This is a genomic window from Pseudomonas sp. AC193 (assembly GCF_979258075.1).
Genome location: NZ_OZ409832.1, coordinates 2,865,057 through 2,889,599, shown reverse-complemented (window position 1 = coordinate 2,889,599; position 24,543 = coordinate 2,865,057). Strand labels below are relative to the sequence as shown.

At 59.5% G+C, this 24,543-nt stretch carries 19 protein-coding genes and 1 pseudogene; 13 read left to right on the top strand and 7 right to left on the bottom strand.

The genetic code is table 11. From position 1 onward, the window contains the following. Positions 1-190: 190 nt before the first annotated feature. Complete coding sequence (locus tag ACZZ0D_RS13015) at positions 191-1,651, bottom strand: LysM peptidoglycan-binding domain-containing protein (RefSeq protein ID WP_282358147.1); 1,461 nt, start codon at positions 1,649-1,651, stop codon at positions 191-193. A 99-nt stretch (positions 1,652-1,750) separates the two neighbouring features. Continuing rightward, positions 1,751-2,518 (bottom strand): hydroxyacylglutathione hydrolase, encoded by a 768-nt coding sequence (gene gloB, locus ACZZ0D_RS13010; protein WP_463553459.1) that lies wholly within the window; start codon positions 2,516-2,518, stop codon positions 1,751-1,753. A 66-nt stretch (positions 2,519-2,584) separates the two neighbouring features. Between gloB and ACZZ0D_RS13005 the strand changes: the two genes are divergently transcribed. From ACZZ0D_RS13005 to ACZZ0D_RS12985, 5 genes and pseudogenes are all read left to right on the top strand, one after another. Then, positions 2,585-3,343 (top strand): class I SAM-dependent methyltransferase, encoded by a 759-nt coding sequence (locus tag ACZZ0D_RS13005; protein WP_053119387.1) that lies wholly within the window; start codon positions 2,585-2,587, stop codon positions 3,341-3,343. Positions 3,344-3,433: 90 nt separating this feature from the next. Beyond that, positions 3,434-3,904: a ribonuclease HI gene (rnhA, locus tag ACZZ0D_RS13000; RefSeq protein ID WP_053119389.1), complete on the top strand. Its 471-nt coding sequence runs from the start codon at positions 3,434-3,436 to the stop codon at positions 3,902-3,904. Between the two features lie 209 nt (positions 3,905-4,113). Beyond that, entirely contained in the window at positions 4,114-4,872 is a 759-nt protein-coding gene (dnaQ, locus tag ACZZ0D_RS12995) for a DNA polymerase III subunit epsilon (RefSeq protein WP_463553458.1), read from the top strand. Between the two features lie 276 nt (positions 4,873-5,148). Then, positions 5,149-7,328 (top strand): annotated as a pseudogene (locus ACZZ0D_RS12990) (Orn/Lys/Arg family decarboxylase). A gap of 14 nt (positions 7,329-7,342) precedes the next feature. Next, a complete protein-coding gene (locus ACZZ0D_RS12985) occupies positions 7,343-7,957 on the top strand; it encodes a GNAT family N-acetyltransferase (RefSeq protein WP_282358149.1) in 615 nt (204 codons plus the stop codon). Here ACZZ0D_RS12985 and ACZZ0D_RS12980 read toward each other — a convergent pair. Together ACZZ0D_RS12980 and ACZZ0D_RS12975 are read right to left on the bottom strand one after the other, a co-directional pair. Beyond that, the gene (locus tag ACZZ0D_RS12980) at positions 7,923-8,816 is read right to left on the bottom strand and encodes a LysR family transcriptional regulator (protein WP_463553457.1); all 894 of its coding nucleotides are present in this window, start codon (positions 8,814-8,816) and stop codon (positions 7,923-7,925) included. The genes ACZZ0D_RS12985 and ACZZ0D_RS12980 overlap by 35 nt on opposite strands. A gap of 84 nt (positions 8,817-8,900) precedes the next feature. Continuing rightward, the gene (locus tag ACZZ0D_RS12975) at positions 8,901-9,131 is read right to left on the bottom strand and encodes a hypothetical protein (protein ID WP_053119399.1); all 231 of its coding nucleotides are present in this window, start codon (positions 9,129-9,131) and stop codon (positions 8,901-8,903) included. A 181-nt stretch (positions 9,132-9,312) separates the two neighbouring features. On the opposite strand from ACZZ0D_RS12975, the gene ACZZ0D_RS12970 reads away from it, so the two are divergent. Then, positions 9,313-9,870 (top strand): NADPH-dependent FMN reductase, encoded by a 558-nt coding sequence (locus tag ACZZ0D_RS12970; protein ID WP_159815522.1) that lies wholly within the window; start codon positions 9,313-9,315, stop codon positions 9,868-9,870. Positions 9,871-10,032: 162 nt separating this feature from the next. Beyond that, positions 10,033-11,316: an arsenic transporter gene (locus ACZZ0D_RS12965; protein ID WP_463553456.1), complete on the top strand. Its 1,284-nt coding sequence runs from the start codon at positions 10,033-10,035 to the stop codon at positions 11,314-11,316. A 104-nt stretch (positions 11,317-11,420) separates the two neighbouring features. On the opposite strand, the gene ACZZ0D_RS12960 is transcribed toward ACZZ0D_RS12965, so the two are convergent. Continuing rightward, positions 11,421-12,371 carry a DUF1853 family protein gene (locus tag ACZZ0D_RS12960; protein ID WP_463553455.1) on the bottom strand — a complete coding sequence of 317 codons (951 nt, stop codon included), beginning with the start codon at positions 12,369-12,371 and terminating at the stop codon, positions 11,421-11,423. 116 nt (positions 12,372-12,487) lie between these two features. Between ACZZ0D_RS12960 and ACZZ0D_RS12955 the strand changes: the two genes are divergently transcribed. Genes ACZZ0D_RS12955 through pepN form a run of 6 tightly spaced genes read left to right on the top strand, consistent with a single transcriptional unit; the run spans position 12,488 to position 19,004 of the window. Then, positions 12,488-13,378: an NAD(+) kinase gene (locus ACZZ0D_RS12955; protein ID WP_003224174.1), complete on the top strand. Its 891-nt coding sequence runs from the start codon at positions 12,488-12,490 to the stop codon at positions 13,376-13,378. After that, positions 13,378-14,349: a metallophosphoesterase gene (locus tag ACZZ0D_RS12950; protein ID WP_463553454.1), complete on the top strand. Its 972-nt coding sequence runs from the start codon at positions 13,378-13,380 to the stop codon at positions 14,347-14,349. The genes ACZZ0D_RS12955 and ACZZ0D_RS12950 overlap by 1 nt, the downstream gene beginning before the upstream one ends. Continuing rightward, positions 14,346-15,215: a rhomboid family intramembrane serine protease gene (locus tag ACZZ0D_RS12945; RefSeq protein ID WP_463553453.1), complete on the top strand. Its 870-nt coding sequence runs from the start codon at positions 14,346-14,348 to the stop codon at positions 15,213-15,215. The genes ACZZ0D_RS12950 and ACZZ0D_RS12945 overlap by 4 nt, the downstream gene beginning before the upstream one ends. A gap of 33 nt (positions 15,216-15,248) precedes the next feature. Continuing rightward, entirely contained in the window at positions 15,249-15,509 is a 261-nt protein-coding gene (locus ACZZ0D_RS12940; RefSeq protein WP_007919229.1) for a YeaC family protein, read from the top strand. Beyond that, positions 15,506-16,336 (top strand): DUF2797 domain-containing protein, encoded by an 831-nt coding sequence (locus tag ACZZ0D_RS12935; RefSeq protein ID WP_053119411.1) that lies wholly within the window; start codon positions 15,506-15,508, stop codon positions 16,334-16,336. The genes ACZZ0D_RS12940 and ACZZ0D_RS12935 overlap by 4 nt, the downstream gene beginning before the upstream one ends. 10 nt (positions 16,337-16,346) lie before the next feature. After that, positions 16,347-19,004, top strand: coding sequence for an aminopeptidase N (gene pepN, locus ACZZ0D_RS12930; RefSeq protein WP_463553452.1), 2,658 nt, complete (start codon positions 16,347-16,349; stop codon positions 19,002-19,004). A 744-nt stretch (positions 19,005-19,748) separates the two neighbouring features. Here pepN and katG read toward each other — a convergent pair. Both katG and ACZZ0D_RS12920 read right to left on the bottom strand, forming a co-directional pair. After that, on the bottom strand, positions 19,749-22,022 hold the full coding sequence (gene katG / locus ACZZ0D_RS12925) for a catalase/peroxidase HPI (RefSeq protein ID WP_463553451.1): 2,274 nt from the start codon (positions 22,020-22,022) through the stop codon (positions 19,749-19,751). 243 nt (positions 22,023-22,265) lie between these two features. Continuing rightward, positions 22,266-24,476: an LTA synthase family protein gene (locus ACZZ0D_RS12920; RefSeq protein WP_463553450.1), complete on the bottom strand. Its 2,211-nt coding sequence runs from the start codon at positions 24,474-24,476 to the stop codon at positions 22,266-22,268. Positions 24,477-24,543 lie beyond the last annotated feature (67 nt).

Below are 24,543 nucleotides of genomic sequence, written 5' to 3'. Positions count from 1 at the left end.
TGACCGAGGTGTTTGCGGAAGGTACGCCGACTTGCGATACCGAGCCGAACTCAAATTCTGAATAGCCCCCAATCGGCTCCCTTTCCCCTCTACCCCTTGGGGGAGAGGGCTGGGGTGAGGGGGATAGATCTCAAGAACACCAAAAAACCCGAACCAAAAAAAAGCCCCCGAAATCTCAGGGGCTCTTCTATCAGTGCGGCTGATAAACCGTAAGCATCTGCCCCGGCTTCAAAGCCTTGCTCGCACCCGGATTCCAGCGCTTGAGATGCTGCATCTCAACATTGAAACGCTTGGCCACCACGTACAACGTGTCGCCGCGCTTAACCTTGTACTGAGTCTGCTGCTTGCTATCGCCTTTTTTGCTCTTGCTGTTGGCCGCAATCACCGTGTTGACCCGGCCCGAGCTGCGGCTCTTGGTTGGTTTGCTCGTGTCGCGCATCACCAGGGTCTGACCAACCTTGAGGTTCTTGCCGGTCAGCTTGTTCCAGCGTTGCAGATCCTTCACTTCAACCTTGTTGGCCTTGGCGATGGAGCCGAGGTTGTCGCCACGCTTGACGCGGTAGGCGCGTTTCAGCTTCGCCACTTCCGTCGGATCAGCGCCTTCAAACACCGGTTTCAACGAGCGTTTGCTAATCAACTCGTCCGGCGACATGGTCTGCAGGCTGGTGGTCAGCAATTGCGCCTTCGACGTTGGCACCAGCAAATGCTGAGGGCCGTCGACGGTGATGCGCTGTTTGTAGGCAGGGTTGAGCTGGAACAGTTCGTCTTCGTCGATGTTGGCCACTTCAGCGACTTTGGACAGGTCCATGCGCTGATTGATTTCGACGACCTGGAAGTACGGTTCGTTGGCGATCGGGTTGAGGTTGACCCCGTACGCTTCCGGCGACTGCACCACTTGCGACAGCGCCAGCAACTTCGGCACGTAGGCCTGGGTTTCCGACGGCAGCGGCAGGTTCCAGTAGTCGGTTGGCAAACCGAGTTTCTCGTTACGTTCGATGGCGCGGCTGACCGTGCCTTCACCCGCGTTGTACGCGGCGAGCGCCAGCAGCCAGTCACCGTTGAACATGTCGTGCAGACGGGTCAGGTAATCGAGTGCAGCGGTGGTCGAGGCGGTGATGTCGCGACGACCATCGTAGAAGCGGGTCTGACGCAGGTTGAAGTAACGCCCGGTGGAAGGAATGAATTGCCACAAGCCAACCGCGTCAGCGCGGGAGTAGGCCATCGGGTTGTAGGCACTTTCAATCACTGGCAGCAGTGCCAGTTCCAGCGGCATGTTGCGTTCTTCGAGGCGTTCGACAATGTAATGAATGTAGAGACTGCCGCGATCGCCGGCGTTCTCAAGGAATGAAGGATTGCTGGCGAACCACAGGCGCTGTTGCTCGATGCGTGGGTTCACGCCCAGGCCTTCCTGCAACTGGAAGCCCTCGCGCATGCGCTCCCAGACGTCCTGAGGAATCTGTGGAGTGGGCTTTTCGCTGAGCCAGATCGGCTTTTGCTTGGCTCGCGCAGCAATGTTCGGCGTATGGGTCGCTTCAGTCTGCGGAGCATGGCTTGAACAGCCCGCCAGCGTGGCGGACACAGCCACCGCGATGGCTTGCGCCAAGCGGGTCAATGCGTCTGAATTGACGGACTTACGTATGGATGACGACATTGGCTGGAAGTAAGTTCCGGGCAAAAATGTCGGGCGATTCTAGAAAGCGCACCCCCTGCGGTCAACCATTGAGAATTTCTGTACCAAGCAGACCAGTGCTTAGAACTTATCTTTCCAAGCCCGCAGAGCCGCAAAAACCTCACTCGGCGCCCGGTTTTGAGCGCCTGCCCGTTCGTCCACTTTTTGTTTAACTAATGTTTCAGCGGTGCGTAAAAACGGATTTGTGAGCTTTTCCAGTGCCAAAGTTGACGGCAGGGTCATCACGCCGTTTTGCCGTTGTTGGGTAACTTTTTCCAGACGGGCGGCAATGTCGGCATTGGTCGGTTCGACCGCTGCGGCGAATTTGAGATTGCTCAGGGTGTATTCGTGAGTGCAATAGACGAGGGTGTCTTCGGGCAGTGCGGCGAGACGGCTGAGCGAGTGGTGCATCTGATCGGGCGTACCCTCGAACAGGCGACCGCAACCCGCGGCAAACAGAGTGTCGCCGCAGAACAGCAGACCGTGGTGATAATAAGCAATGTGTCCCAAGGTGTGACCGGGCACCGCATAGACATCAAAGTCCCAGCCGAGCACGCTGGCGGTGTCGTTGTCGTTCAGCGCCACGTCGCGCGCCGGGATATTTTCGCTGGCCGGGCCATAAACAGTGGCGCCGCTGAGGTGTTTCAAACGTTCGACGCCGCCAACATGGTCATGGTGATGGTGAGTGATCAAAATATCGCTCAAGACCCAGTCCGGATGTGCATCAAGCCACGCCTCGACGGGCGCGGCATCACCCGGGTCGACCACGGCGCAACGTTGGCTGCGGTGATCTTGTAACAACCAGATGTAGTTATCGGTGAACGCGGGCAGGGCACTGATCTGTATCATCGTCGGAATTCGCCAAGCGGGAAACATTGGCGCATCTTAGTAGTTCCTGGCGCTTTGGAGAATGCGATGAGTGATAAAGCGTTCGCACAGGCTGATCCTGACTGGCTGGCACTGATCGGTGCCGCCCGTGAATGGCTGTCCGGCCCGCTCGGGCAATTTCTGCTCGACGAAGAGCGGCGCATGCTCGAAGACGAGCTCGGCCGATTCTTTGGCGGTTATCTGGTGCATTACGGCCCGTCCGCTGAAACCCCACCGTCGGCGCCGCAAGTGCAGCGCAACGTGCGCCTTGGCGCGCCGCTGCCGGGGGTCGAGATTGTCTGCGAAGAGCAAGCCTGGCCATTGAGCGAGCATGCCGCCGATGTGGTGGTGATGCAGCACGGTCTGGATTTCTGCCTGTCACCCCACGGTTTGCTGCGCGAAGCAGCGAGCAGCGTGCGCCCCGGTGGCCATTTGCTGATCATCGGCATCAACCCGTGGAGCACGTGGGGCCTGCGTCATGTTTTCGCCCACGACGCCTTGCGTCAGGCGCGCTGCATCTCGCCATCGCGGGTCGCCGACTGGCTCAACCTGCTGGGCTTCGCGCTGGAGAAACGCCGCTTCGGGTGCTATCGTCCGCCGCTCGCGTCAGCCAAGTGGCAGGGCCGTCTGGCCGGCTGGGAACGCAAGGCCGGTGACTGGCAATTGTCGGGTGGCGGCTTCTATTTATTGGTCGCGCGCAAGATCGTGGTGGGCCTGCGGCCGTTGCGGCAGGAACGTCGTGAACCGATGGGCAAGCTGATTCCGCTGCCGATGGCCAAGGTCAACCGCCGCCGCATCGAACCGTAAACCTTCTTTTAATTGTGGCCGGGTTTGTCCCGGCCTTGGTCATTGTCGATCCGTGAACGGCAAGGCACGTATTTTTCTGGATAGAGTGGCATGAGCGAAAGCGTTGAAAGCGTCGACACCGTAGAACTGTTCACTGACGGCGCCTGCAAAGGCAATCCCGGCCCGGGCGGCTGGGGCGCCTTGCTGGTGTGCAAGGGCGTTGAAAAGGAACTGTGGGGCGGCGAAGCCAACACCACCAACAACCGCATGGAATTGCTCGGCGCCATTCGTGGCCTCGAAGCCTTGAAGCGTCCGTGCGAAGTGCTGCTGGTGACCGACTCGCAATACGTGATGAAGGGCATCAACGAGTGGATGGCCAACTGGAAGAAGCGCGGCTGGAAAACGGCGGCGAAAGAACCGGTGAAAAACGCTGACTTGTGGAAAGAGCTCGACGAGCAGGTCAACCGCCACACCGTCAAATGGAAGTGGGTGCGTGGGCACATCGGCCATCATGGCAACGAGCGGGCTGACCAGTTGGCGAACCGTGGTGTGGACGAGGTTCGCGGGTACAAGCAGAGCTGATTTCTTCCGTTGTACCGTGGTGTTGCCATTCGCGAGCAAGCCCGCTCCCACATGGGCTCAGTGTTGAACTCAAAATTTGTGGGCAACCAAAATCCCTTGTGGGAGCGGGCTTGCTCGCGAATGGGGCGCCACGGTCTGACTGAAACACCCCGCCGAGCGTGTTAACATCCGCGTTTTTGCACGATTGACCCGTTGAGAGCTGAGCACTGATGGCCACCAGATCCGTTGTACTCGATACCGAAACCACCGGCATGCCGGTGACCGATGGTCACCGGATTATCGAAATCGGTTGTGTCGAACTGATCGGTCGGCGCCTGACGGGCCGGCATTTCCACGTCTATCTGCAACCGGACCGCGAGAGTGACGAAGGCGCGATTGGCGTTCACGGCATCACCAACGAATTCCTCGTCGGCAAGCCGCGTTTCAATGAGGTCGCCGACGAGTTCTTCGAGTTCATCAAAGGCGCGCAGCTGATCATTCATAACGCGGCGTTCGACGTTGGCTTCATCAACAACGAATTCGCCTTGATGGGCGCGAAGGATCGCGCTGACATCACGCAGCACTGCTCGATCCTCGACACCCTGATGATGGCCCGGGAACGTCACCCGGGACAGCGCAACAGCCTCGACGCCTTGTGCAAACGTTACGGCGTCGACAACTCCGGTCGTGAACTGCACGGCGCGTTGCTCGACTCGGAGATTCTTGCCGACGTCTACCTGACCATGACCGGCGGCCAGACCAGTCTGTCGCTGGCGGGCAATGCTTCTGACGGTAACGGATCGGGCGAGGGCGCGGACAACTCTGCCACCGAAATTCGTCGGTTGCCGGTAGATCGCGAGCCTGCGCGGATTATTCGCGCGACTGAAGATGAATTGGCGGCGCATCTGGTGCGGTTGGAGATTATCGCCAAGTCGGCGGGTGGGCCGGCGATGTGGACACAGATTGCTGAGGCTGACGCTCAGGCCTGAAGATCAAAAGATCGTCCGATCGCGGCCCGAGCCTTCGGCAGCTCCTACAGGGGGCGCATTCTCATGTAGGAGCTGCCGAAGGCTGCGATCTTTTAATTTGTGGACATGAAGCCAACTGGCCACCCTCGCCACATTCGCTGCAACCCTCTACCCTGAGTGCATTGGCAGATTCATTTCTGCCGCCTCAGGACGCTGAGCCCCATGTACAAAGATTTGAAGTTTCCGGTGTTGATCGTCCATCGCGACATCAAGGCCGACACGGTCGCCGGTGACCGCATCCGTGGCATCGCCCGGGAACTGGAGCAGGAAGGTTTCAGCATCGTCTCTGCCACCGACTACACGGAAGGGCGTCTGGTCGCGTCGACCCATCATGGCCTCGCGTGCATGCTGATTGCCGCCGAGGATGCCTCAACCAACTCGCACCTGTTGCAGAACATGGCTGAACTCATTGGCCTCGCGCGGGTGCGCGCCCCGGATCTGCCGATCTTTGCCCTGGGCGAACAAGTCACCCTGGAAAACGCCCCGGCCGATGCCATGGCCGAGCTCAACCAGCTGCGCGGCATTCTCTATCTGTTCGAAGACACCGTGCCGTTTCTCGCCCGGCAAGTGGCGCGGGCGGCGCGCAAGTATCTGGATGGTTTGCTGCCGCCGTTTTTCAAAGCATTGGTGCAGCACACCGCCGACTCCAACTATTCCTGGCACACCCCCGGCCATGGCGGGGGCGTTGCCTATCACAAGAGTCCGGTGGGGCAGGCGTTTCACCAGTTTTTCGGGGAGAACACGCTGCGTTCCGACTTGTCGGTGTCCGTGCCGGAACTCGGCTCGCTGCTCGATCACACCGGCCCGCTCGCTGAAGCCGAGGCGCGTGCGGCGCGCAATTTCGGCGCCGATCACACCTTTTTCGTGATCAATGGCACCTCGACCGCCAACAAGATTGTCTGGCACTCGATGGTCGCTCGCGATGATCTGGTGCTGGTCGACCGCAACTGTCACAAGTCGGTGCTGCACGCGATCATCATGACCGGCGCGATCCCGTTGTACCTGTGCCCGGAGCGCAATGAACTGGGGATCATCGGCCCGATCCCGTTGAGCGAATTCAGTCGCGAATCGATTCAAGCCAAGATCGATGCGAGCCCGCTGACCAAGGGTCGCGCGCCAAAAGTCAAACTGGCGGTGGTTACCAACTCGACCTACGACGGCCTCTGCTACAACGCCGAGCTGATCAAGCAAAAACTCGGTAACAGCGTCGAAGTCCTGCATTTCGACGAGGCCTGGTACGCCTACGCGGCGTTCCACGAATTCTTTGCCGGACGTTACGGCATGGCCACATCACGCAGCGAAGACAGTCCGCTGGTGTTCACCACCCATTCCACGCACAAACTGCTCGCGGCATTCAGTCAGGCCTCGATGATTCATGTGCAGGACGGCGGTGCACGGCAGCTGGATCGTGACCGTTTCAACGAAGCGTTCATGATGCACATCTCGACCTCGCCGCAGTACAGCATCATCGCTTCGCTGGACGTGGCGTCGGCGATGATGGAAGGCCCGGCCGGACGTTCGTTGTTGCAGGAAACTTTTGATGAAGCGCTGAGCTTCCGTCGGGCGCTGGCCAATTTGCGTCAGCACATTGCTGCCGATGACTGGTGGTTTTCGATCTGGCAGCCGCCGGGCGTCGAAGGTATTGACCGCGTGCAGACTGAAGACTGGTTGCTGAAACCCGATGCCGACTGGCACGGTTTCGGCGATGTCAGTGACGATTACGTGCTGCTCGACCCGATCAAAGTGACCCTGGTGATGCCGGGTCTCAACGCGGGCGGTGCGTTAAGCGAAAAGGGCATCCCGGCGGCGGTGGTCAGCAAATTCCTCTGGGAACGTGGACTGGTCGTCGAAAAAACCGGCCTGTATTCGTTTCTGGTGTTGTTCTCCATGGGCATCACCAAAGGTAAATGGAGCACGCTGCTCACCGAACTGCTGGAGTTCAAGCGCAGTTACGACGCCAACGTGCGTCTGGAGACTTGCCTGCCTTGCGTAGCGTTGGAAGACACCGCGCGTTATCGCGGCATGGGCCTGCGCGACCTCTGTGATCAGCTGCACGCCTGTTATCGCAGCAACGCCACGGCCAAACACCTGAAACGCATGTACACCGTGCTCCCCGAAATCGCCATGAAACCGGCTCACGCCTACGATCATCTGGTGCGCGGCGAAGTCGAGGCGGTGCCGATTGATGAGCTGGAAGGAAGGATTGCCGCCGTGATGCTGGTGCCGTACCCCCGGGAATTCCGCTTATCATGCCCGGCGAACGCTTTACCGAATCGACGCGTTCGATCATCGATTACCTGAAATTTGCTCGCACGTTCGATAGCAGCTTCCCCGGTTTTGTCGCGGATGTGCATGGATTGCAGCACGAAGACGAGGGCAATGGGCGGCTATACACCGTCGATTGTGTGAAGGAATGAGGACTTTTCCCAGTATGCAACCGGCCGTGAATCCCAAATACCCAGGCCTGTCGGTGCGTGTCGCCGACGAAGGTTTTGCGCCCTATATCTGGGGCAGCGACTTCAGTTTTGAGGTGGCGGCGTATGGCGCGGCGGTGATTGGTCAGCCTGTCGAGCAGTGGCGGGTGACGCCGATCGTGCCGTACCGCAAGTGCTACGGCATCGACCCCGAAGAATTCAGCAGTTTCCGCGATGCGCCGGACAGTGCGATTTTCATGGCGTATCTGGATGATGAGGCGGTGGGCCATTTGGTGATCAGCACCAACTGGAACGGTTTCGCCCACATTGACGAATTGGCGGTGCACGCGCCGGCCCGGCGGCATGGCGTGGCCAAAGCGTTGCTGGATGTCGCGCAATTCTGGAGCCGCAAGAAGAAGCTGCCGGGGATCATGCTCGAAACGCAAAACAACAACCTCGGTGCTTGCCGGTTGTATGAGCGTTGCGGCTATGTGATTGGCGGTGTCGACGAGTTGCGCTATCGCGGCATTGATCCGAACACCGCTGAAGTGGCGCTGTTCTGGTACCGATTGTTTGATAACCCGCTGGAAAATCCGCTCAGTTCGACAACATCGCCTCGGCTTGTTCCGTGACGATCGCCAGCAAGGTCTGAATTGCCGCTGACGGCGCGCAGTGTTTATAGGTCAGCGCGTAGAGGCTGATCGGCACCGCCGGCGACAGTGGGCAGACATCGAGGCCGCCGGCGCGCGCACCGAGGGCGGTGAACGGGTCGACGATGGCCAGGCCTTCGCCTGCCTCAACCATGCTGCGCATCATCTGATGGGTTTGCACGCGAGTCTGGATGCTCGGCGCCGGGCGCAAGGCCTGGAGTTTGTTTTCCAGTGCCGGGCTTAGCGGATCCTGACCGTCGAGGCCGACCATCGCCTGACCGGCCAAATCCTGTAGAGAAATGTATTTCTGCTTCGGCTGCAGCCAACCGTGGGGCGCGAGCAGTTGCAGTTTGCCGTGGGCCAGTGGCTGGCAATCGATGTCGGGATGTTCGGGATCGTGCAGGCTCAGACCCAGATCGCTTTCGCGCAGCAGCAGGGTGCGGACGATGTCGCGGGTCGGCGCACTGAGCAGGCTGCACGGTGCATCGGGCAGGCGTCGGCGCAGGGCGGCGAGGCTTTGCGGTAATAGATGTTGGGTGAGCGGCGGGGTGCCGATGATGCGCAAGGGAGGGGCGAGGTACTGTTTGAGGCTGCTGGCCAGACGCTGAACCGGCTCGAGCGCTTCATAAACGTGGGCGATTTCGACTTGCAGCGCCCGCGCTTCCGGCGTTGATTGCAAGCGCCCGCGAACGCTGGCGAACAGCATGAACCCCAACTGACTCTCGGCTTCGCGCAAACGCTCTTCGACCTCGGTCACTGGCAACTGCAGCCATTCGGCGGCGGTGCCCAGGTGACCGGTCTGCAAGAGCGCCTGAATCACTTCGATATGGCGTAAACGCATGCGTGAAGTCCATGTTCAGCAGGTGGGGTCAGTGACTGATCCTAACCCAACTCTGCGCATATGACTTCTGCTCATAACGACGAGTTATGAAGCGACGGTTGGCTCAGGTTCGCGGGTCAGGGTGATACCCGACTGAACCAGTTCGAACGTCTGGTCGTCGATCTTCTTGATGCGATCGCCGATGGCCAGTTTGTAAATCGGCTCCGAGCCAGTGAGACCGTCTGCCGACGGGTTGGATTCCTGGAATTCATGCACGGAATAAACGCGGCCTTCCGCATCTCTTGCATGGAACTGACCGACGAGTACTGCTGCCATCTGTTTAGAACCTCTGGAGATAAAACGCTTGATTTGCGGTTTTAAGACCGCCACTCAGCGCTGTAAGTTTTCCTGCACGAAAAAAATATTCAGCAGCCGGGATTTTTCCCTCGTCTGCTGGTGGAATCGTCACGGGATCATCTATAACTACAGGCTCCCCCACGGACATCGAGAGTCTTCCATGAGCAATGTCTATAACGTCGCCGTCATAGTCGGTAGCCTGCGCAAAGCATCGATCAACCGAAAAGTCGCCCTGGCGCTGGCGGAGCTGGCACCGGCGAACCTGAAACTGAGCATTGTCGAGATTGGCGATCTGCCACTGTATAACGAAGACATTGATGGCGATTCACCGCCGGCAGCCTACAGTACTTTCCGGCAAAAAGTCGGTTCTTCCGACGCGGTGCTGTTTGTTACGCCGGAGTACAACCGCTCGGTGCCGGCGCCACTGAAAAATGCCATCGACGTCGGCTCGCGGCCGTATGGCAAGAGCGCCTGGAGCGGCAAGCCGGGCGCGGTGATCAGTGTTTCGCCGGGGGCCATTGGCGGTTTTGGCGCGAACCAGCACCTGCGCCAGTCGTTTGTGTTTCTCAATGTGCCTTGCATGCAGCAACCAGAGGCTTATCTGGGCGGTGCGGGGACAGCGTTTGATGAGGCGGGGAAGTTGAGTGAATCGGTGAAACCTTTTCTGCAAAGCTTTATCAACGCTTACGGACAGTTCGTCGAGCAACACAAAAAATAGTTTCTCCCGAGTTTCCTGATGTAGGCGGACAATGTGGGAGCGGGCTTGCTCGCGAAGGCGGTGTATCAGTCGACATCTGTGTTGTCTGACACACCGCCTTCGCGAGCAAGCCCGCTCCCACATTTGATTTTCTCTGTTCCTGACTTTTGAAGGCTGTTGCGGATGCTTGCTGCGTCACTGATTTTCCTGCTGACCATTACCCTTGTCATCTGGCAACCGAAAGGCCTCGGCGTCGGCTGGAGTGCGACGCTCGGCGCCGTGCTGGCGTTGATCTTTGGCGTCGTGCATCTGAGCGATATCCCGCTGGTCTGGCAGATCATCTGGAACGCCACCGGCACCTTTGTGGCGCTGATCATCATCAGTCTGCTGCTCGACGAGGCCGGTTTCTTCAATTGGGCTGCGTTGCACGTGGCGCGTTGGGGGCGGGGCAGTGGGCGCAAGCTGTTTGCCTTTATGGTGCTGCTCGGCGCGCTGGTGTCGGCGCTGTTCGCCAATGACGGCGCGGCGCTGATCCTCACGCCGATCGTGATTTCCATGCTGCTGGCGCTGCGCTTTTCCCCGGCAGCGACCCTGGCCTTCGTCATGGGCGCAGGCTTTATCGCCGACACCGCAAGCCTGCCGCTGGTGGTGTCGAACCTGGTCAACATCGTCTCGGCAGACTTCTTCCACATCGGCTTCAACCGCTACGCGGCGGTGATGGTGCCGGTCAACTTCGTCAGCGTCGCGGCGACGTTGGGCATGTTGCTGTGGTTCTTCCGCCGTGACATTCCCAAGGCCTACGACCCCGATCAACTTGAACGCCCCGAAACCGCGATCCACGACAAAGCCACGTTCTATGCGGGTTGGGCGGTGTTGGCGATTCTGTTGATCGGCTGTTTCGCCCTTGAGCCGTTGGGCATTCCGATCAGTGCGATTTCCGCTGTCTGCGCCGCACTGCTGCTGGGCATCGCCGCGCGCGGTCACAAGATCTCTACGCGCAAGGTGATGAAAGAGGCGCCGTGGCAGATAGTGATTTTCTCGCTGGGCATGTATCTGGTGGTCTACGGCCTGCGTAATGCCGGGCTGACAAGCTATCTGGCCGGCTGGCTGGATGTGTTTGCCGGCCACGGCGTGTGGGGCGCGGCGCTGGGCACCGGTGTGCTGACGGCACTGTTGTCGTCGATCATGAATAATTTGCCGACGGTGCTGATTGGTTTGCTGTCGATCGATGCGAGTCAGGCGAGTGGGGTGATCAAGGAGGCGATGATTTACGCCAACGTGATAGGCAGCGACTTGGGGCCGAAGATCACGCCGATTGGCAGTCTGGCGACGTTGCTGTGGCTGCATGTGCTGGAGCGCAAGGGGATTCACATTGGTTGGGGGTATTACTTCAAGGTCGGGATTGTGTTGACGGTGCCGGTGTTGTTGGTGACGTTGGCGGCTTTGGCGCTGCGTTTATCTATTTAGACCGTGTTGGCCTCTTCGCGAGCAAGCCCGCTCCCACAGGGGAATGCATTCCAAATGTGGGAGCGGGCTTGCTCGCGAAGAGGCCATTTCAAACACCAAAAATCTTAGGCCTGCCCCGGCACATTCGGCCAAAGATCCGACACCAGAAACAACCGCTCCGCCTCTTCCCAATCGCCCCGCGCATTCTCGGTCAGGCGCACCAGTAATTGCGCCGGCGCCATCGGTTCCAGCTCCTCCAGCCACGCCTGCAAATGCACTTCGCTCCAGGTTTGATCCGCCGGGTAATGCGCCGGGGCCAGCCATGCGTGACGGGGCAGGGGTTGCCAGCGGCCGGCCGGGCGCTGTGCGACGAACGCTGGCCAATCCTTTTGATGCAACCAACTGCCGCGCAGATGCTGCGGGTGCGCGCCGCATGGCGACTCAGCCTGACCAGGCCACGGATACAGCAGATAACCGCCAAGCCACAACTGCGCGCTGAACGACTCGATATCCAGCGCCGCCAAGGCTTCACGGCTTTCCGGTCGTGCGGAAATCGGCAGTTGATGACCGGCCAGATGCGCCAGTTTTCGATCCAGCCGATCATGACAACCCGGCCCCAGCCATTGCGCCGAATCACGCCCGTCGCCCTGTTGCGGCCCGAGGTACAGCTTGATCGCCAGTTCCAGATGATGCACGCCATCGCGGTCACGCAGCAGCATGTCCAGTTCGCCGAGCGTATGGCCTTCGCGGCGGATCGGCAGGTTGGCGGCAATCAACTCGATCCCCGGCGCCTGCGCCACGGCAAATTGCCACAGCCGCTCGTAATACAGGCCCAGACGCCGCGTGCGCGCCTGCGATAACCAATGCAGCAAACCGTAACTGTCGCGGTCGAGCTGGCGCAGCCAATGTTCGAGGCGATGCGGGTCATCCACCCAGTCGCTGCCGGCCAGCGGATGGCGCTGCGGCCACGGCGTGGTGGCGAGCATCGGCGGGGCGAGGATCACCCACGCCAGATCCCGCACTTCCGGATGGCGCAATTGGTGAGGCAACTGGAGCAGGTCGGGAAATAGGATCATCTTGCGAGCATAGCCGTAAACACGAGCGCGCCCTCGAGGCTGAAAGGATTTTGTCTATCTGGCGCTTTCGCCCATAATCCTGTTTTTCGCGTTTTCGATTGTCCGCAGAGGTCGCCATGGAGCAATTTCGTAATATCGGCATCATCGGTCGCCTGGGCAGTTCCCAGGTGCTGGATACCGTCCGCCGACTGAAACGGTTTCTGCTCGATCGTCACCTGCATGTGATCCTCGAAGACACCATCGCTGAAGTGCTGCCGGGCCACGGCCTGCAAACCTCGTCGCGCAAGATGCTCGGCGAAGTCTGCGACATGGTCATCGTCGTCGGCGGTGACGGCAGCCTGCTCGGCGCCGCGCGCGCGCTGGCCAAACACAATATTCCGGTGCTGGGCATCAACCGTGGCAGCCTCGGCTTCCTCACCGATATTCGCCCGGATGAACTGGAAGTCGAAGTCGCCAAGGTGCTCGACGGCCACTATCTGGTGGAAAACCGCTTCCTGCTGCAAGCCGAAGTGCGCCGGCATGCCGAGGCCATTGGCCAGGGCGACGCGCTCAACGACGTGGTGCTGCACCCCGGCAAATCGACGCGGATGATCGAGTTCGAGCTGTACATCGACGGCCAGTTCGTTTGCAGCCAGAAGGCTGACGGCCTGATCGTCGCGACGCCGACCGGTTCCACGGCTTACGCGCTGTCCGCCGGTGGCCCGATCATGCATCCCAAGCTCGATGCCATTGTGATCGTGCCGATGTACCCCCATATGTTGTCGAGCCGGCCAATTGTGGTCGATGGCAACAGTGAGCTGAAAATCGTCGTGTCGAAAAACATGCAGATTTACCCGCAAGTCTCCTGCGACGGGCAGAACCACTTCACCTGCGCGCCGGGCGACACCATCACCGTCAGCAAGAAAGCGCAGAAGCTGCGCCTGATTCACCCGCTCGACCACAACTACTATGAAGTCTGCCGCACCAAGCTCGGCTGGGGCAGCAAGTTGGGTGGTGGAGGCGACTGATGCTCGATCCCGCGCGCAGTTATGACCTGATTGGTGACGTGCACGGATGCGCCCTGACCCTCGAACACTTGCTTGACCGACTCGGTTATCACAAGCAAGGCGGGGTCTGGCGGCATCCATCGCGCATGGCCGTGTTCGTTGGCGACATCATCGACCGTGGCCCGCGCATTCGCGAGGCGCTGCACATCGTCCATGACATGGTCGAGGCCGGGCAGGCCTTGTGCATCATGGGCAACCACGAATTCAACGCACTCGGCTGGAGCACCCCGGCGCCACCGGGCAGCGGCAAGCAGTTCGTCCGCGAGCACACCAAGCGCCATGCGCGGTTGCTCCACGAAACCCTGACGCAGTTCGAAGGCCATCCCGGCGACTGGCACGATTTCCAGCGCTGGTTCTATGAGCTGCCGCTGTTTGTCGACGCCGGACGTTTCCGCGTCGTGCATGCCTGTTGGGATGGCGGCCTGATCGAACCGCTGCGCGCGCTGTTCCCTAATGGCTGCATCGACGAGCATTTCCTCCAGGCCTCGGCCGTACCGGATAGCTTCGCCTGCACCGTGTTCGACCGTTTGCTGCGTGGCACCGACATGCGCCTGCCTGATGGTTTGACCATGACCAGCGGCGACGGTCTGGTGCGTTCGTTCTTCCGCACTAAGTTCTGGGAAGACGACCCGAAAACCTACGGCGACATCGTCTTTCAGCCCGATGCCTTGCCGGAACCGGTGGCGCAAACGCCGCTGACTTCCACTGAAAAGAATTCCCTGCTGCGCTACGGCGTCGACGAGCCGTTGCTGTTCGTCGGCCACTACTGGCGCAGCGGCAAACCGGCGCCGATCCGGCCGAACCTCGCGTGTCTGGATTACAGCGCCGTGCTCTACGGCAAACTCGTTGCTTATCGCCTGGATCAGGAAACCTTCCTCGATCCAAATAAATTTGTCTGGGTCGATGTTGAGCGGCCGGAGGTGCTGCAATGAGTTCGGTAGCGGTATTACGTCTGCCTTTAGGCGTGGATCTGAGCGGTTTCGTCAAACTGCTGCAACGCATGCAAGTGCCGCATCGCGTCAGTGAAGAGGCGGGCGAGCAAGTGTTGTGGGCGCCGTCGGAAATCAGCGAAGACGTGCGCTCACTGTACGAACGCTTCCCGGCCGGTGATCCCGATCAGCAACTGGACATTCCCGTCGCGCCGACCGTCAAACGCCCAAGCTTCGCCGAACAACTGAAATACGCCAAGGCCACCGGCTTCATTCTGCTGCTGTGCCTGATCGTCGGCGGCCTGACTTACCTCGGTGAAAACCTGCAAACCCTGCGCTGGCTGACCTTCCTCGACTTCCAGGTGGTCGGCGAATACATCCATTTCACGCCGTTGGCCGACAGTCTGGCAGCGGGGCAGTGGTGGCGTCTGGTCACGCCGATGCTGATCCACTTCGGCATCCTGCACCTGGCCATGAACGGCATGTGGTATTGGGAACTGGGCCGGCGCATCGAGTCGCGGCAGGGCAGCATCAACCTGATCGGCCTGACGCTGTTGTTCAGCCTGGTCTCAAACTATGCGCAATACATCTGGAGCGGCGCGACGCTGTTCGGCGGCCTCTCTGGTGTGCTGTACGGTTTGCTCGGGCATTGCTGGATCTTCCAACTGCTGGCGCCGAACCCGGCTTATCGCCTGCCGCGCGGCGTGTTGGTGATGATGCTGGTGTGGTTGCTGGTGTGCATGTCCGGGGTGATCTCGGTCATCGGTTTCGGCGAAATCGCCAACGCCGCCCACGTCGGCGGGTTACTCATCGGATGCTTCACCGGTTTGTTGGGTGGTTTGTATAACCGCCGTAAACTGGCCGCCTGAATTTTTTTGTAGATAAAGAGCACGGAGACCCTGATGTCCTCTTTTAACGACATGATCAACAACATCACCCCGGACATCTACGAGAGCCTGAAACTGGCCGTGGAAATCGGCAAATGGTCGGACGGTGGCAAACTCACCGCCGAGCAGCGCGAGCTGTCGTTGCAGGCGATGATCGCCTGGGAAATCCAGAACCTGCCTGAAGATCAGCGCACCGGTTACATGGGCCCGCAAGAATGTGCATCGAAGTCGATCGAAGTGCCGAACATCCTGTTCAAGTCGGATGCTATCCATTGATCGAGATTGGCCGCGGTGCAATCAGCAAAATGTCGGCGCGCCTCGACGGGCCGAACGTGCAATACGCGTTTCGTCTGGATGACGTCGAGGTGCCGGTCAATCCCATGATCGGCACCACGGTGCGTCTGGAGTACCTGGGGGCGATCCACTGCACCCATTGCGGGCGCAAGACTAAAACCAGTTTCAGTCAGGGCTATTGCTACCCGTGCATGACCAAACTGGCGCAATGCGATCTGTGCATCATGAGCCCGGAGCGTTGCCACTATGACGCCGGCACCTGCCGCGATCCAGCGTGGGGCGAGCAGTTTTGCATGACCGATCACGTCGTGTATTTGTCCAATTCGTCGGGCATCAAGGTGGGCATCACCCGTGCAACGCAACTGCCAACGCGCTGGATCGATCAGGGCGCGTGTCAGGCGTTGCCGATCATGCGCGTGTCGACCCGGCAGCAGTCGGGTTTCGTCGAAGACCTGTTCCGCAGCCAGGTCGCGGACAAAACCAACTGGCGCGCGTTGCTCAAGGGCGATGCGGCAACGGTGGATCTGGCGCAGGTGCGCGATCAGCTGTTTGAAAGCTGCGCCGAAGGCCTGCAAGGTTTGCAAGAGCGATTCGGCCTACAAGCTATTCAGACGATTGCCGATGTAGAACCTCTCGAAATCCGCTATCCGGTCGAGCAATACCCGGCCAAAATCGTCAGCTTCAACCTGGACAAGAACCCGATTGCCGAAGGCACGTTGTTGGGCATCAAAGGCCAGTACCTGATCTTCGATACCGGCGTGATCAATATTCGCAAGTACACGGCTTATCAGCTCGCCGTGCATCAATAAGGACTCCAGCATGCGCACCGAACAACCGAAGATGATTTACCTCAAGGACTATCAGGCGCCCGAGTACCTGATTGACGAAACACACCTGACCTTCGAGTTGTTCGAGGATCACAGCCTGGTGCACGCGCAGTTGGTCATGCGCCGCAACCCGGCGCGTGGCCCGGGCCTGCCGCCGCTGGTACTCGACGGCCAGCAACTGGAATTGCTCTCAGTGACCCTGGCCGATAAAGAGCTGGGCGCTGCTGACTATCAAGTGTCCGAGAACCATCTGACCCTGCAGCCGACCGCCGAAACCTTCACGGTCGACACCAGCGTCAAGATCCACCCGGAAACCAACACCGCACTGGAAGGCTTGTACAAGTCCGGCACGATGTTCTGCACCCAGTGCGAGGCCGAGGGTTTCCGCAAAATCACTTATTACCTCGACCGCCCGGACGTGATGAGCAAGTTCACCACCACCGTGGTCGCCGAACAGCACAGCTATCCGGTGCTGCTCTCCAACGGCAACCCGATTGCCTCGGGCCCGGGCGAAGACGGCCGGCACTGGGCAACGTGGGAAGACCCGTTCATGAAACCGGCGTACCTGTTCGCGCTGGTGGCCGGTGATTTGTGGTGCGTTGAAGACACCTTCACCACCATGACTGATCGCACCGTCGCGCTGCGCATCTACGTCGAGCCGGAAAACATCGACAAGTGCCAGCACGCGATGAACAGCCTGAAGAAGTCGATGCGCTGGGACGAAGAGGTTTACGGTCGCGAATACGATCTGGACATCTTCATGATCGTCGCCGTCAACGACTTCAACATGGGCGCGATGGAGAACAAGGGCCTCAACATCTTCAACTCCAGCGCCGTGCTCGCTCGCGCCGAAACCGCCACCGACGCTGCCCACCAGCGCGTCGAGGCGATCGTTGCCCACGAATACTTCCACAACTGGTCGGGCAACCGCGTGACCTGCCGCGACTGGTTCCAATTGTCGCTGAAGGAAGGTTTCACGGTGTTCCGTGATTCCGGCTTCTCCGCCGACATGAATTCGGCAACGGTCAAGCGCATTCAGGACGTGGCTTACCTGCGTACCCACCAGTTCGCCGAAGATGCCGGCCCGATGGCCCACGCCGTGCGCCCGGACAGCTTCATCGAGATTTCCAACTTCTACACCCTCACCGTGTACGAAAAGGGTTCGGAAGTGGTCGGCATGATCCACACCTTGCTCGGCGCCGAAGGCTTCCGTAAGGGCAGTGATCTGTACTTTGATCGCCATGACGGCCAAGCCGTGACCTGCGACGACTTCATCAAGGCCATGGAAGATGCCAACGGCGTTGACCTGACCCAGTTCAAACGCTGGTACAGCCAGGCCGGCACACCGCGTCTGGCGGTGAGCGAGTCTTACGACGCCGCCGCGAAAACCTACAGCCTGACCTTCCGCCAGAGCTGCCCGGAAACCCCGGACAAAGTTGAAAAACTGCCGTTCGTGATTCCGGTCGAATTGGGCCTGCTCGACAGCAAAGGCAACGAAATTGCCCTGCGCCTGAGCGGCGAAGCATCGGCGCAAGGCACCACCCGCGTGATCTCGGTGACCGAAGCTGAACAGACTTTCACCTTCGTCGACATCGCTGAACAGCCGCTGCCATCGCTGCTGCGCGGTTTCTCGGCGCCGGTGAAACTGAGTTTCCCGTACAACCGCGATCAACTGATGTTCCTGATGCAGCACGACAGCGACGGTTTCAACCGCTGGGATGCCGGTCAGCAACTGTCGGTGCAAGTGCTGCAAGAACTGATTGGCCAGCAGCAGAAGGGCGAAAGCCTCAAGCTCGACCCGCGTCTGATGTCGGCGCTGCGTACTGTGCTGTCGGACGAATCGCTGGATCAGGCAATGGTCGCCGAAATGCTCTCGCTGCCGGGTGAGGCTTACCTCACTGAAATCAGCGAAGTGGCGGATGTTGATGCGATCCATATCGCCCGCGAGTTCGCGCGCAAGCAATTGGCCGAAGGCTTGTTCGAGGCGCTGTGGCTGCGTTATCAGGCCAACCGTGACCTGTCGAAGAAGACCCCGTACGTCGCCGAAGCCGAGCACTTCGCCCGTCGCGCGCTGCAAAACATTGCGCTGTCTTATCTGATGCTCAGCGGCAAGCCGGAAGTATTGGCGGCGGCGCTGGAGCAGTTTGAAAACGCCGACAACATGACCGAGCGCCTGACTGCGCTGGCGGTGTTGGTCAACTCGCCGTTCGAAGAGCAGAAAGCGCTGGCGCTGGCGAGTTTTGCCGAGCACTTCAAGGACAACCCGCTGGTCATGGATCAGTGGTTCAGCGTGCAGGCCGGCAGCACTTTGCCGGGCGGTCTGGAGCGTGTGAAGGCGCTGATGCAGCATCCTGCGTTCAACATCAAAAATCCGAACAAAGTGCGTGCGCTGGTCGGTGCGTTTGCCGGGCAGAACCTGATCAACTTCCATGCGGCCGATGGTTCCGGTTATCGCTTCCTCGCGGATCTGGTGATTGAGCTGAACGGCTTCAACCCACAGATCGCTTCTCGCCAATTGGCACCGCTGACGCGCTGGCGCAAATATGACGATGCGCGCCAGGCGCTGATGAAAGGCGAGCTGGAGCGAATTCGGGCGTCGGGGCAGTTGTCGAGTGATGTGTATGAAGTTGTAAGCAAAAGCCTGGCGTAACGCCGATCCCTGTAGGAGCTGCCGAAGGCTGCGATCTTTTGATCTTGATGTTTAAAATCCAAAGATCGCAGCGTGCCGCAGCTCCTACCGGGTTTAGATGGCCTGCACGACAAAATGTGGGAGCGGGCTTGCTCGCGAAAGCGCAGTGCCAGAGACGAAGATGTCATCTGATACACCGCTTTCGCGAGCAAGCCCGCTCCCACAGTTGGTTTTGCGTTCTGTAGGCGCTGACGAGTAAAACGAGGCTGCGATCTTTTGATCTTGATGTTTAAAATCCAAAGATCGCAGCGTGCCGCAGTTCCTACCGGGTTTAGATGGCCTGCACGATAAAATGTGGGAGCGGGCTTGCTCGCGAATGCGCAGTGCCAGAGACGAAGATGTCATCTGATACACCGCATTCGCGAGCAAGCCCGCTCCCACAGTTGGTTTTGCGTTCTGTAGGAGCTGACGAGTGAAACGAGGCTGCGATCTTTTGATCTTGATGTTTAACATCAAAAGATCGCAGCGTGCCGCAGCTCCTACAGGGTTTAGATGGCCTGCACGATAAAGTGTGGGAGCGGGCTTGCTCGCGAATGCGGAGTGCCAGAGACGAAGATGTCATCTGATACACCGCATTCGCGAGCAAGCCCGCTCCCACAGTTGGTTTTGCGTTCTGTAGGAGATGACGAGTGAAACGAGGCTGCGATCTTTTGATCTTGATGTTTAAAATCCAAAGATCGCAGCGTGCCGCAGCTCCTACCTGGTTCAGTTTTTCAGGTCAAAGCGATCGAGGTTGGTGACTTTGGTCCAGGCAGCGACGAAGTCCTTAACAAACTGCTCCTTCGCATCCGAACTGGCATACACCTCAGCCAATGCCCGCAACTGCGCATTGGAACCAAACACCAGATCCACCCGCGTCGCCGTCCACTTCACATTCCCGGTCTTGCGATCGCGTCCTTCAAACTCATCCGCATCCCGCGATGTCGGCTTCCACTCCACGCCCATGTCCAGCAGGTTGGTGAAGAAGTCATTGGTCAGCGCTTCAGTCTGGCTGGTGAAGACACCATGACGGCTCTGCCCGACGTTGGTGTTCAACACCCGCAAACCACCCAGCAACACGGTCATTTCCGGCGCGGTCAACGTCAGCAGTTGCGCCTTGTCGATCAACAGCGCCTCCGCCGATACCGAGTATTTGCCCTTGCTGTAGTTGCGGAAACCATCGGCAATCGGCTCAAGGAAACCAAACGACTCGACGTCGGTTTGCTCCTGCGTGGCATCGGTACGCCCTGGATGGAACGGCACGCTAACAGAATGACCAGCGTTTTTCGCCGCTTGTTCGATGCCCGCATTGCCTGCCAGCACGATCAGATCCGCCAGCGAGACTTGCTTGCCGGCTGCGCCGCCATTGAACTTGTTTTGAATCCCCTCAAGGGTACTCAGCACTTTATCCAGTTGCTCAGGCTGGTTGGCCTGCCAGAACTTCTGCGGTGCCAGACGCAGACGGCCACCGTTGGCGCCACCGCGTTTGTCCGAACCACGGAACGTCGAGAGTGCCGCCCAAGCCGTCGAGACCAGTTGCGAAACCGATAGACCCGACTCCAGGATTTTGCTTTTCAGCGCGGCGGCGTCGCTGTCGTCGATCAGCGGGTGCGTGACGTCTGGAATCGGATCCTGCCAAAGCAGTTCTTCGCTCGGCAGTTCCGGGCCGAGGTAGCGCGACAGCGGGCCCATGTCGCGGTGGATCAGTTTGTACCAGGCGCGGGCGAAGGCGTCGGCCAGTTGCTCAGGATTGGCGAGGAAGCGCCGGGAGATTTGCTCGTAGGCCGGATCGAAACGCAGCGCCAGGTCAGACGTCAGCATGGTCGGCGAAAGTTTTTTGCTCGGGTCATGGGCGTGTGGAACCGTGCCGGCACCGGCGCCGTTTTTCGGGATCCACTGGTGCGCACCGGCGGGGCTTTTACTCAGCTCCCACTCGAAGCCGAACAGGTTTTCCAGATAGTTGTTGCTCCACTTTGTCGGCGTGGTCGTCCAGGTCACTTCGAGGCCGCTGGTGATGGTGTCGGCGCCTTTGCCGGTGCCGAAAGCGTTGCGCCAACCGAGGCCTTGTTCTTCCAATCCAGCCGCTTCCGGTTCCGGCCCGACATTGTCGGCAGGCCCGGCGCCGTGGGTTTTACCGAAGGCGTGACCGCCGGCGATCAACGCCACGGTTTCTTCGTCGTTCATGGCCATGCGGCCGAAGGTTTCGCGGATATCGTGGGCGGAGGCGACGGGATCGGGATTGCCTTCAGGGCCTTCCGGGTTCACGTAGATCAAACCCATCTGCACGGCGGCGAGAGGGTTTTCCAGATTGCGTTCGCCCTGATCGGTACGGCTTTCCTCTTTACCGTGCAAATCCGGCTCCGCCACGAGCGTGCCGTCACCGGGCTCCTGCATCGGTGCGTTGTCTTTGCCATAGCGACTATCGCCGCCGAGCCATTCGTGTTCCGAACCCCAGTAAACGTCCTCGTCCGGTTCCCAGACATCGGCGCGGCCACCGGAATAGCCGAAGGTTTTGAAGCCCATCGATTCCAGCGCGACGTTACCGGTGAGGACAATCAGATCCGCCCAGGAAATATTGCGGCCGTATTTTTGCTTGATCGGCCACAGCAAGCGACGGGCCTTGTCGAGGCTAACGTTGTCCGGCCAACTGTTGAGCGGGGCAAAACGCTGTTGACCCGAGCCAGCGCCACCACGGCCATCCGCGGTTCGATAGGTGCCGGCGCTGTGCCAGGCCATGCGCACGAAGAGCGGGCCGTAATGGCCGAAGTCTGCCGGCCACCAGTCCTGGGAGTCGGTCATCAGCGCGGTGAGGTCTTGTTTCAGGGCTTGGAAATCGAGGCTTTTGAAGGCGCTGGCGTAGTCGAAGTCCTTGCCCAACGGATCGGACTTGGGCGAGTGCTGACTCAGGATTTTCAGGTTGAGTTGATTCGGCCACCAGTCACGGTTCGTCGTACCACCACCGGCGGCGTGGTTGAACGGGCATTTCGATTCGTTTGCCATGTTCGAGTCCTTATCAGGTCTGCTACGGCCGGCTCGTGCCGACTTCGGACTTGTAAGGCTAGACCCGACTGGGCAAGTCAGCTAATAGGCCGACTGATGGACACTGATAGGCACAGTCTTTTATTGCCTTACACGTGTAGGAGCTGCCGAAGGCTGCGATCTTTTGATCTTTCCTCTAAAAGATCAGGATCAAAAGATCGCAGCCTTCGGCAGCTCCTGCATTGGCATTGAGGCGAAAAATATTCAGGTGGATTGGGCGGTGTCGTCTTCTGGCACTTCGTCCAGGAGGTCTTCCTGGCCCGGCAGTTCAGTAATCACGCTGAAATCCGTGACCTCAACCGCGCCTTCCCCATATCCCAGCAGATGAAAAGAAAACGCCTTTCGCTGCTGCGGGTTATCAAAGCTGAAATCCATCTCCAGCGGTTGATCCGCCGTGGCGACCATTTCCGTCGGCAGACCCAACTGCACGTCTTTCTCGAATTCCTTGGCCTTGAGCTGAATAAAAGCCGTTTGCTGCGGATCAACCGCACGCACGGTCAGGCGCACGCGGGTGTAAGAACCTTTGGGCATTTCCAGGTATTGCGCGCCGATCAGGTTGTCAGCCCAGTCGTCCTTGATCTGCGCTTGCAGCGGGATGACGTTGGTGCTGCCGAACTGATAGCGCTGATTGAGTGGGGTGCGCAGCAGTGACAGGTCGAGTGCGTTGGCACGCGCCGCGATTTGCCGGGCAGGGTGGCCGCTGTATTTACCTTTGTACGTGGCGCTTTCGGCAATGAACCCGGCGCTTTCGTAGTAGCGGCAGCGGCGCGGCATATCGCATTCGGAGAAGATGCCTTGGCCATTGTGGTAACGCAGTTTGCCGTTGGTGAAGGACATGATTTCGCGACCGGAATCGTAGTCGCGGAACAGCGAACGACCGCTGAGTGCCGTGGGTACCGGCAGGTCGAAATAGTCGAGGATCGACGTGCTCAGGTCGACGTGGCCATACACGCCTTTGTTCAGTCGTGGCAGTTGTTCGTGCTCGGGCGCCAGCGTCAGGTTGAAACCCCAGGAGGAGGCGAGTCGAACGCCATCGATGCCATGGGATTCATCCGAAGTAATCACTACCAGCGTGTCTTTCAACACGCCTTGGCGTTCGAGACCGCTGAGGAACTGCTCCAGCGCGTCATCGAGATAACCGACGGCGGCTTGTTTGGGCGTTTCATAACGCTCCAGATATTCCTCCGGGGCGGAGTAGGGCTGATGCGTGCCAACGGTTAGTAGCGTGAGCATCCATGGCTGTTTCTGCTTCTTCAGTTCACCGACATAGTCCAGCGCACCCTCGAAGAAGGCCTTGTCATCCTTGCCCCAAGGGAATTCCAGGTAGTTGCTGTTGGTGAACCATTCCAGACCATGGGTCGCATCGAAACCGATGTGCGGCATGATTTTGTCTTTGGCCATGAAGCGCAGCCCTGCGCCTTGCAGGTAATGCGTGCTGAAACCGTGCTGGCGCAGTTGCGCCGGCAGACAGGCCTGATTGCGTTCATGCAGGGTGAGCATTTCCACGCCTTTGGGCGTGCCGTTGTTGAGCTTGTCGTAATCGCCGCAGAGCATCGCGTACAGGCCGCGAATGGTCTGGTGCGTGTGCAGCACGTAATCCGGAGTGTTCATGCCGCGCTCGGCCCAGCGGCTGAGGTTGGGCATCAGGTCTTCCTGATAATGGCTGCCAATGGCTTCGCGGTTAGCGCGGAGGTAGGCGCCGGGAATGCCTTCCAGCGCGATGATCAGCACGTTGCGCGCCTGGCCCGGCGCGGCCAGCAATTTGTGGCCATTGAGGTCGACGTCGGTGAGCCCGGCCATTGCCGGCGCGGGTTCTTCAATATCGCCGTCGAGCCATTCTTCGCCCTGAATCTGCAGATCGGCGACTTCGCTGGCGAGCAGTTGGTGCGGCAAGTTGTACAACCGCCACGGATCAGCTTCGTTCGGCCACAGATTCTGTGCGCCCCAATGCGCGGCGAACAACACCAGTGGCACGCTCCACACCGCGCGGGGCAGGGCTGGGCGAGTGACGCCGCGCCCGAGATACCGGGTCAGCAGCCAGACCATCAGCGCCAATAGCAAAACAACGCCCACCGCCGGATGCGCCAAACCGCCGCCGGTGGAGTTTTCGACAAATTGCGGATCGATCAGGTAATGAATGTCGGAAGGTGTCGGCAAGCGGCCGACTGCGCTCACCAGTTCAGCAGTCGCCACCGCCAGCAGGCCCCAGAACAACAGCACCGGCAGCGCCAGCCACCAGGCGCGACGATGCAGCAAAACCACCAGCGAACTGCCAATGGCCAGATCCGACAAATACCCCAGCGGTGACGACCAGCCCAATACCGCGCGCAGGCACACCGGTACGATCAGCACCAGAATGATCAACGAGACGAGGCGGGCATGCGGATGCCGCAAACGGTGAAAAAGAGCGCTCACAAAAAAAAGACCTTAGCGTCATTAAAACGTCAAAAAAGTGTGGGCGATGATACCAAGGGTGGGCGGA